Raw genomic sequence first — 7354 nt, 5'->3', positions numbered from 1 at the left:
TTGTATTAAAGTAGCGCAAATCTCTTTTAAATTTTTCAATTGTTTAGCTGTCCAACATCTTATTGTAAAATGTAGTTCTGCATAATCTGCTGAAATGCCATAATCTTCAGATCCTAAAGTAGCATAAACTGTTGTAACTACCGAAAATGTTTCACTATCTACATTATTATCAGCTAAAGCTTTAATAGCAACTATTATTTCTTGCAAAGCTAAATCGGGGTTAATTCCGTTTTCTGGCTCCGCTGCATGAGCCGTTTTTCCTTTTAAAGTTATTTTTAAACTCGTAACTGAAGGAGTAAATGAATTATTTTTTATAATAATAGTTCCTTTATCATAGTCAGGCACATTATGTAAAGAAAAAACAAAATCGGGTTTAAGTGATTTAAATTTTTCATCCTCTAAAACTGCTTTCGCACCATTTCCATTTTCTTCTGCTGGTTGAAATAATAAAATAACTTCTCCCTTTAAAATTGGATTTAATTTTAAAATTCTTGCCAAGCCTATTAATATAGTTGCGTGACCGTCGTGACCACACTTATGAGAAATTCCTGGGTATTTAGATGTATGTTCAAATGTATTATCTTCTTGAATAGGTAGTGCATCTAATTCTGCCCTAAAGAGTATAGTCTCTCCTTTTAAAGAACCCTTAAAAATAGCTGCAACACCATGCCCTCCAAGTTTTGTTATGATAGTTGTTGGATTACATCGTTTTAACTCTTCAATAACGGCTTGCGCTGTTTGTTTTTCATCACCTGATAATTCAGGGAATTGATGTAGTTTTTTTCGAAAATTTGTTAAATAATTAATTTCTTCAACATCTAATATGTTTGTCATAATAATTTTGTTGTCGTTTATTTTTTAACGACTAAATATGTTAATAAGGACAGTGAAATCCCAATTAATATTGGATCGAAACCATATGGAATTTCCACTCCAATAAATGTTAAAATTAAGGTAGTTGAACCTCCTATTATCATTGAAGATAAAGCAGCTATAGGTTTTCTTTTTTTCGATAATAATATCCCTAAAACAGGTATTAAAAGTCCTGAAACCATAAAGGAATATGACAAAAGCATTAGCTCTAATACACTTTGCATTGTAGTGGCAATAATTATTGCTACTCCTCCAACTAAAAAAGTAACAATTTGAGAAATTCTAATATTATTTTTATTAAGATGTTTAAGACCCAAAATATCTGTTACAAAATTACCAGATGCAGCCAACAAACAACTATCTGCAGTAGACATTATTGCAGAAAAATAAGCCGACAACATCAATCCCATAAGGCCTACAGGCAATACATGTTTTAAGAGCAAGGGCATACCCATTTCAGGATCCATTCCAATTTCACTTTCAAATCCATCAGAAATAAAAACTCCTTTTGCAGCAGCTACTCGTGCAAATAAGCCAAGAATTACACCCATAAATGCCATAATTGGGTATTCAAAAAGCCCTGCTATAAACCAGGCTTTTTTTGCGGTTTTTTCATCTTTACAGGCATATATTCTTTGGTAAAGTGTCATTCCAACAAACCAAATAGGAACTATAATTACAAACCAATTTACTATTTGTATCCATGAAACATTTTGTAAAGAAAAATATTTTTGAGGAAGTATTTCAACAATAGCTTGATAACCTCCTAAATAGTTATACGCAAAAGGAATTCCAATAAATATTAACCCTACCATTAAAATTATCCACTGAAAAGTATCTGTGTAAATAACAGCTTTCATACCACCAAAAACAGTATAAATAAGTGCAATACCACCCATAATCAATAAAGCTGAATTTAAATCAAGTGAAGGAAATGTACCAACTGCTAATTTTGCACCTGCAAGAAATTGTGATGAAGTAAAACCTAAATATCCAATAAAGGAAATTATACCAGCAACCATAGCAACTGTAGTTCCGTAACTGTGTTTTAAAAATTCTGGAAATGTTAAAAAGCCGTGTAAATTACCTAATTTTACCACCTTTGGAATTAAAAAAACGGCACTTAACCAAGCACCTATAAGTCCCGTAAATAGCATCCATGAACCCGAAATTCCCATGACAAAACCAAGACCACCTAATCCAATAGAAAATCCACCTCCAACATCTGTTGCAACAACAGATAAACCAACATGCAAACTTTTCATTTCACCACCACCAATGTAGTAGTCTTTTACAGTTTCATTTTTTTTAAAAAAATAAAACCCTATCCCTAATACTGTGATCATATAAACTGCAAAAACAACAATATCTAAAAAAGCCATCGCGTTTAGAGTTGTTTTTTAAGTCGCATTTCTAAGTATTTATTTTCAAAGCCTAATTTTTCATATAAGTGTTTTGCCGGATTGTTCGGTTCTACGTGCAATGCTATATCTCCATCAGCTAATTCAATGGCTTTATTCATTAGTTTTTTACCAAAACCTTTACCTCTCGAATTTTCGTGAACAGCAATATAAACAAGTATGTTATCAGGAATATAACCTCCCATTCCTGTTTTATTAACAATTGTGATTCCATTAATTTCGCCATTTTCATGAAGAATCAGTACAAATCCGCCAAGTCCTTCTTTAGAATCCTTTACCGCAAAATCAAAACATTTGCTAATATCTTCTGTTTTATCTCCATATTCTTGTAGATGCTGAAACAAAAATGCTACAACTTCCTCCTTTTCTTGTTCAGTTGGTTTAAATGCCTTGTTATAAATTTTAAAATTATCCATTTTATTGGTTTTCTTGATCTTGTAAATGTTGTTTATATGAAGCTTTCCCTAATTGTTTTCTTTTTTTTACAGATTTTTTTGTGAAGTGTTTATTCTCTCTTAAATTATTTAACAGCTTTGTGTTTCTTACTTTTCTCTTATAACGTTTTAAAGCTCTATCAATATTTTCACCTTCTTTTATTGGTATTATTAACATATATATTTTAATTATTTTATATTTCTGCTAAAATACGAAATAGTTTCTATAGAAACTATTTTAAAATTAATTATAATAATTCCATTAATAAGTAATCATTATACATTTCAAACTATTTATTAGTGATTTTTGAGGAAAAAGATTATATATGTCAATACTTTCTATAAAAACTTTTAAATTGCTAAAGATTAAAAATAGTCAATAAAATAATACTAAAAAATCAACCGTATTTTCAGATTCCTAAAGAAATTCTTCTGAGGTAATAATTGGAGAAGCATCAATTTCATCAACATCCATAAGTTGTGTTAAAAGATCAATCCCTTCTATAATAGTTTTAATTTTTTCAGGTGGAAGTGCTTGTAGTTTTTCACTTAATTTTTGCTGAAATGTAATAGGTGCATTTTGTAATAATTCCAAGCCTCCTGTTGTTAATGAAATTAAGGTAATTCTTTTATCTGTTGCATTTGGAAGCTTAGCCACTAGTCCTTTTTTTTCTAACCTACTTATAATACCAGTAATTGTACTGGCATTTAAATTTAAAAATGTTTTGAGTTTTGAGGCATTTGTTTTGTATTCATTTTGTTCGGCCAAATATTGTAAACATAATAATTGAGGAATACTTACACCTTGTTCTTTCTCAACTCGTTTACTTTCTAAATTAATAGATCTAACTATTTTCCTCAATTTTATTAAAATATCAATAAAAGTCATTTTCCAAAATTACATAAAATTTATTAGTTGTTTTAAAAGCTAAAATATTGATGGAAGTTTTTCCATAAATTATTAATTATATTGACTTTGCTGTTTGTTCTCCATCAACTAAACGTAAAATTTTTAACGGATTTTCATTTTTTAATTCGTTTGGCAATAACTCATTTGGCCAACTCTGAAAACTAAATGGTCTCACCCAACGCTTAATGGAATTAATTCCTACTGCTGTAAATCTACTATCGGTTGAAGCAGGATAAGGTCCTCCGTGAACCATTGCAGCACAAACTTCAACACCTGTTGGAACTCCATTAAAAATAATTCTACCAACTCTATTTTGAAGTGAGTTAATTATATTTGAATGGGTTGCTAATTCAGTGTTTTCAGCTAAAATAGTTCCTGTTAATTGCCCTTCTAATTTTGAAATAATTTCTTCTAACTGATCTACATTCTCACATTGAACAATCATAGAAAATGGTCCAAAAACTTCTTGATGCAAATTAACATTTTCTAAAAAAGTAACACCTTCAACTGTGGTCACAATTTGACGACCATAATTTTTTGAAACTTCATTATTTATTGAAGCAGTAGTTTCCAACCCTTTTTGTTCCAGCATTTTTGCCTTGTTACTTTCATAAGCTCCAATTATATTTGGGTGTAACATACAAGTTGGTTCTATTTTTACGATTTCTTCAGATAAAACTTGAATAAAATTAGCTAAATTAACTCCTTTAATTCCTAAAATTAAGCCTGGATTTGTACAAAATTGCCCAGATCCAAGCGTTATAGAATTTGCATATTTTTTTGCCCATTCAGTTCCTTTATTTTTTGCTGCTTTTGGCAATAAAACTACAGGATTTACACTTCCCATTTCTGCAAAAACCGGAATTGGTTCTGACCGTTTAGAAGCCAAATCATACAAAGCTCTACCTCCACGAATACTACCTGTAAATCCAACTGCTTTTACTTCTGGATGTTTAACTAATAGTTGACCAACTTCAATTCCACTGCTGTTTAAATTTGAAAATACACCATTTGGCATTTCTGCTGTGAATGCTGCATTTATAATTGCTGAAGCAACCAATTCTCCCGTACCAGCATGCATTGGATGTGATTTTACAATAACTGGGCAACCAGCTGCAAAAGCAGCAGCGGTATCACCACCAGCGGTTGAATACGCTAAAGGGAAATTGCTTGCACCAAAAACAACTACGGGTCCAAGCGGAATATACATTTTACGAATATCAACTTTTGGAATGGGTTCTCTATTTGGCTGTGCGGTATCAATAGTTGCTTCAACCCAAGAACCCTCTTTTACCAAATTGGCAAATGAACGTAGCTGAAAAATAGTTCTTCCTCTTTCCCCTATTGCTCTAGCTTCTGGTAAACCTGTTTCTAAACAATATGTTTTAATTAATTCGTCACCTAAGTTTTCAATTTCATTTGCAATTTCGTTTAAAAAATCACTTTTTTTGACTCCTGAAACTGTTTTAAAAGTTTTAAAAGCTTTTGCCGCTAATTCTACTGCTGTTTGAATTTCAATAGGTGAAGCTTCTGTATAAATAACCTCATTCTCGAGATTGGTTTGTGGATTGAATGTTTTATAAGTAATATTCCCTAATGATGACAATACATTTCCTATATAATTTTTCCCTGAAATCATTTTAAGTTATTTGTTTTTTGTTCTATTTATTTTGTGTTAGCGATTGAAGTGATATCCTTTTTACATGGTAAAAAGATTAAACGAAAAGCGTGACCACTTGCGGTAACACCCTCATTTATAAACTATAAATTATTTCAATCTAGTGCTATTGGTTTTGCTTTTAATCAATTTTTAAATAAGAGCCAACGTCTGTTTTCTTACTTAACTAATTAAAGGCAAATGGAGCTCTCTCACATTTTTAGTTCCAATACAAGTTACCACTTCTACTCATTTTATATTTTGCACTAATTTAGTGTATATATCTAACTCTAGCAACCGTAAAAACGAACTATAAATAGTGATTGCCTGATATATTTCACATGTTTTGGCAATTTATATACAGCCACTGTTATGGTTAAAAAAGTACTTGCTTCACAAAGTTGTTCTACCAAGAATAATTCCATTAACACCTGCCTCTTATTACGCTTTATTATTAATTGTAAAAATTACCAAATTTAGTGGTAACTGCTCAGATTACACCCTAACATTATATTCTAATAATATTCATTTTTTAAATCAAAAAAAATATCTAATGTTATTTTTATGTTTTCTAAGAATTAATAGTATTATTTTACCTTGTTATTTGTATTTTTGTGTATTATTAGATTAATATATACATTTTAATTGAATGAAAGTTTTACCATTTAAAATTCCAAAGCCAGAAAACGTTACTTTATATGTACAACATTATAAAGGAGAGAATTTTTATGAAAAATTACACCAACATAAAGAAATTCAAATTAGTTTAATTGCTGAAGGCGAAGGCACTTATATTATTGGTGATTGTGTGGGTGAATTTAAAAAAAATGATGTTTTTGTAATTGGTGAAGATTTACCTCATATTTTTAAAAGAGATGCTTCTATTGAAGCTGAAACTGAAATGGTTTCATTATTTTTTTCAAAAAATTCTTATGGTGAAGGTTTTTTTAATTTACCTGAATTTGAACATACTCAAGATTTTTTTAATGAAGTTGGTTTAGGACTTATAATACAGTCTAATAAGAAAAGTCTTTATACATTATTATCTAAAATTAAGAATGTTTCAAAATACGATCAATTTACTTCCTTTTTAGAAATAATGAGATTGATTTCTGATGCTGAAAAACAATCATTATCATCGCTTATTAATTTAAAAAAATATGCAGGCAATGAAGGAAAACGCATGAGTGATATTTTTCAATATACCATGAATAATTATCATAATGACATAAGTTTAGCACAAGTTTCTGATATTGCCAATATGACCCCAAATGCTTTTTGTAGGTACTTTAAACAAAGAACAAATAAGACTTTTGTGAATTTTTTAATTGATATACGGATTGGAAATGCATGTAAATTATTGACAAAAAATAATGATTTAAACATAACTGAGATCTCATACAAATCTGGTTTTAATAATTTAGCAAACTTTAATAGAAAATTCAAATCCATAAAAGGAATTACTCCTTCTGATTATCGTAAGAAACATTAAATTGTGAATAGACTATAGTTTTTTTAAAATTTACATTTACAAAAACCCCAATTCTTTTTGTAGTTTTTTAGTCATTCCTTTTACCACCAAATCATACGAATGATCTATCAATTCTTTTATTAAATCATTTGATAAACCACTTTCTATAGTAATGGTATTCCAAAGTTTTTTGTTCATATGAAACCCTTCAATAATATCGCTATACTCCTCTCTTAATTCAATAGCTCTTTCAGGATCGCATTTTAAATTTACGGTTGCAGGTTGGTTTTCTAAACCCGATAATGCAAACATTTTATTTGCAACTTTAAACACTAATGTGACATTATCGAATGGGAAGCACTCAGTCACATATTTTTTTGATAAACAATAATCTCTAAATTCTTCAATATTCATCTTTGAAAATTTAAATTATAAATAAATCACTCACAATACCATCGGCTAAAAACTTGCCTTTTTTAGTGGCAACCAATATATTACTTGATAAAGAATTCTGCTGAATTTCTAACAATCCATTTTCAATAAAAGGTTTCGCATTAATTTTTAATTGTTCTAAATAATTTACTCCAA

8 protein-coding genes are annotated in these 7354 nt (G+C 29.6%); 1 reads left to right on the top strand and 7 read right to left on the bottom strand.

What is annotated here, in order from left to right; translation table 11 throughout:
• The 6 genes from ABY863_RS11895 to ABY863_RS11870 all read right to left on the bottom strand — a co-directional run.
• Positions 1–834: amidohydrolase (locus ABY863_RS11895; RefSeq protein ID WP_372795112.1), on the bottom strand; the 834-nt coding region annotated here is incomplete at its 3' end.
• Positions 835–851: 17 nt separating this feature from the next.
• Positions 852–2255, bottom strand: coding sequence for a sodium:solute symporter (locus tag ABY863_RS11890; RefSeq protein WP_372795110.1), 1404 nt, complete (start codon positions 2253–2255; stop codon positions 852–854).
• A 5-nt stretch (positions 2256–2260) separates the two neighbouring features.
• Positions 2261–2710 carry a GNAT family N-acetyltransferase gene (locus tag ABY863_RS11885; protein ID WP_372795108.1) on the bottom strand — a complete coding sequence of 150 codons (450 nt, stop codon included), beginning with the start codon at positions 2708–2710 and terminating at the stop codon, positions 2261–2263.
• A gap of 1 nt (position 2711) precedes the next feature.
• On the bottom strand, positions 2712–2906 hold the full coding sequence (rpsU, locus tag ABY863_RS11880; protein ID WP_372795106.1) for a 30S ribosomal protein S21: 195 nt from the start codon (positions 2904–2906) through the stop codon (positions 2712–2714).
• 240 nt (positions 2907–3146) lie between these two features.
• Positions 3147–3617: a MarR family winged helix-turn-helix transcriptional regulator gene (locus ABY863_RS11875; RefSeq protein WP_372795104.1), complete on the bottom strand. Its 471-nt coding sequence runs from the start codon at positions 3615–3617 to the stop codon at positions 3147–3149.
• A 76-nt stretch (positions 3618–3693) separates the two neighbouring features.
• A complete protein-coding gene (locus ABY863_RS11870; RefSeq protein WP_372795102.1) occupies positions 3694–5277 on the bottom strand; it encodes an aldehyde dehydrogenase (NADP(+)) in 1584 nt (527 codons plus the stop codon).
• A 667-nt stretch (positions 5278–5944) separates the two neighbouring features.
• Between ABY863_RS11870 and ABY863_RS11865 the strand changes: the two genes are divergently transcribed.
• The gene (locus tag ABY863_RS11865) at positions 5945–6787 is read left to right on the top strand and encodes an AraC family transcriptional regulator (protein ID WP_372795100.1); all 843 of its coding nucleotides are present in this window, start codon (positions 5945–5947) and stop codon (positions 6785–6787) included.
• Positions 6788–6823: 36 nt separating this feature from the next.
• On the opposite strand, the gene ABY863_RS11860 is transcribed toward ABY863_RS11865, so the two are convergent.
• A complete protein-coding gene (locus ABY863_RS11860; RefSeq protein ID WP_372795098.1) occupies positions 6824–7180 on the bottom strand; it encodes an MmcQ/YjbR family DNA-binding protein in 357 nt (118 codons plus the stop codon).
• Positions 7181–7354: the final 174 nt, after the last annotated feature.

Source organism: Lutibacter sp. (assembly GCF_041562875.1).
Taxonomy (GTDB): domain Bacteria; phylum Bacteroidota; class Bacteroidia; order Flavobacteriales; family Flavobacteriaceae; genus Lutibacter.
This window is presented reverse-complemented; position numbering and strand designations above follow the sequence as displayed.

Excerpts from the sequence above, each read along its gene's own strand:
- ABY863_RS11890 (WP_372795110.1), bottom strand. The coding sequence starts at position 2,255 with ATGGCTTTTTTAGATATTGTTGTTTTTGCAGTTTATATGATCACAGTA.
- ABY863_RS11885 (WP_372795108.1), bottom strand. The coding sequence starts at position 2,710 with ATGGATAATTTTAAAATTTATAACAAGGCATTTAAACCAACTGAACAA.
- rpsU (WP_372795106.1), bottom strand. The coding sequence starts at position 2,906 with ATGTTAATAATACCAATAAAAGAAGGTGAAAATATTGATAGAGCTTTA.
- ABY863_RS11875 (WP_372795104.1), bottom strand. The coding sequence starts at position 3,617 with ATGACTTTTATTGATATTTTAATAAAATTGAGGAAAATAGTTAGATCT.
- ABY863_RS11870 (WP_372795102.1), bottom strand. The coding sequence starts at position 5,277 with ATGATTTCAGGGAAAAATTATATAGGAAATGTATTGTCATCATTAGGG.
- ABY863_RS11865 (WP_372795100.1), top strand. The coding sequence starts at position 5,945 with ATGAAAGTTTTACCATTTAAAATTCCAAAGCCAGAAAACGTTACTTTA.
- ABY863_RS11860 (WP_372795098.1), bottom strand. The coding sequence starts at position 7,180 with ATGAATATTGAAGAATTTAGAGATTATTGTTTATCAAAAAAATATGTG.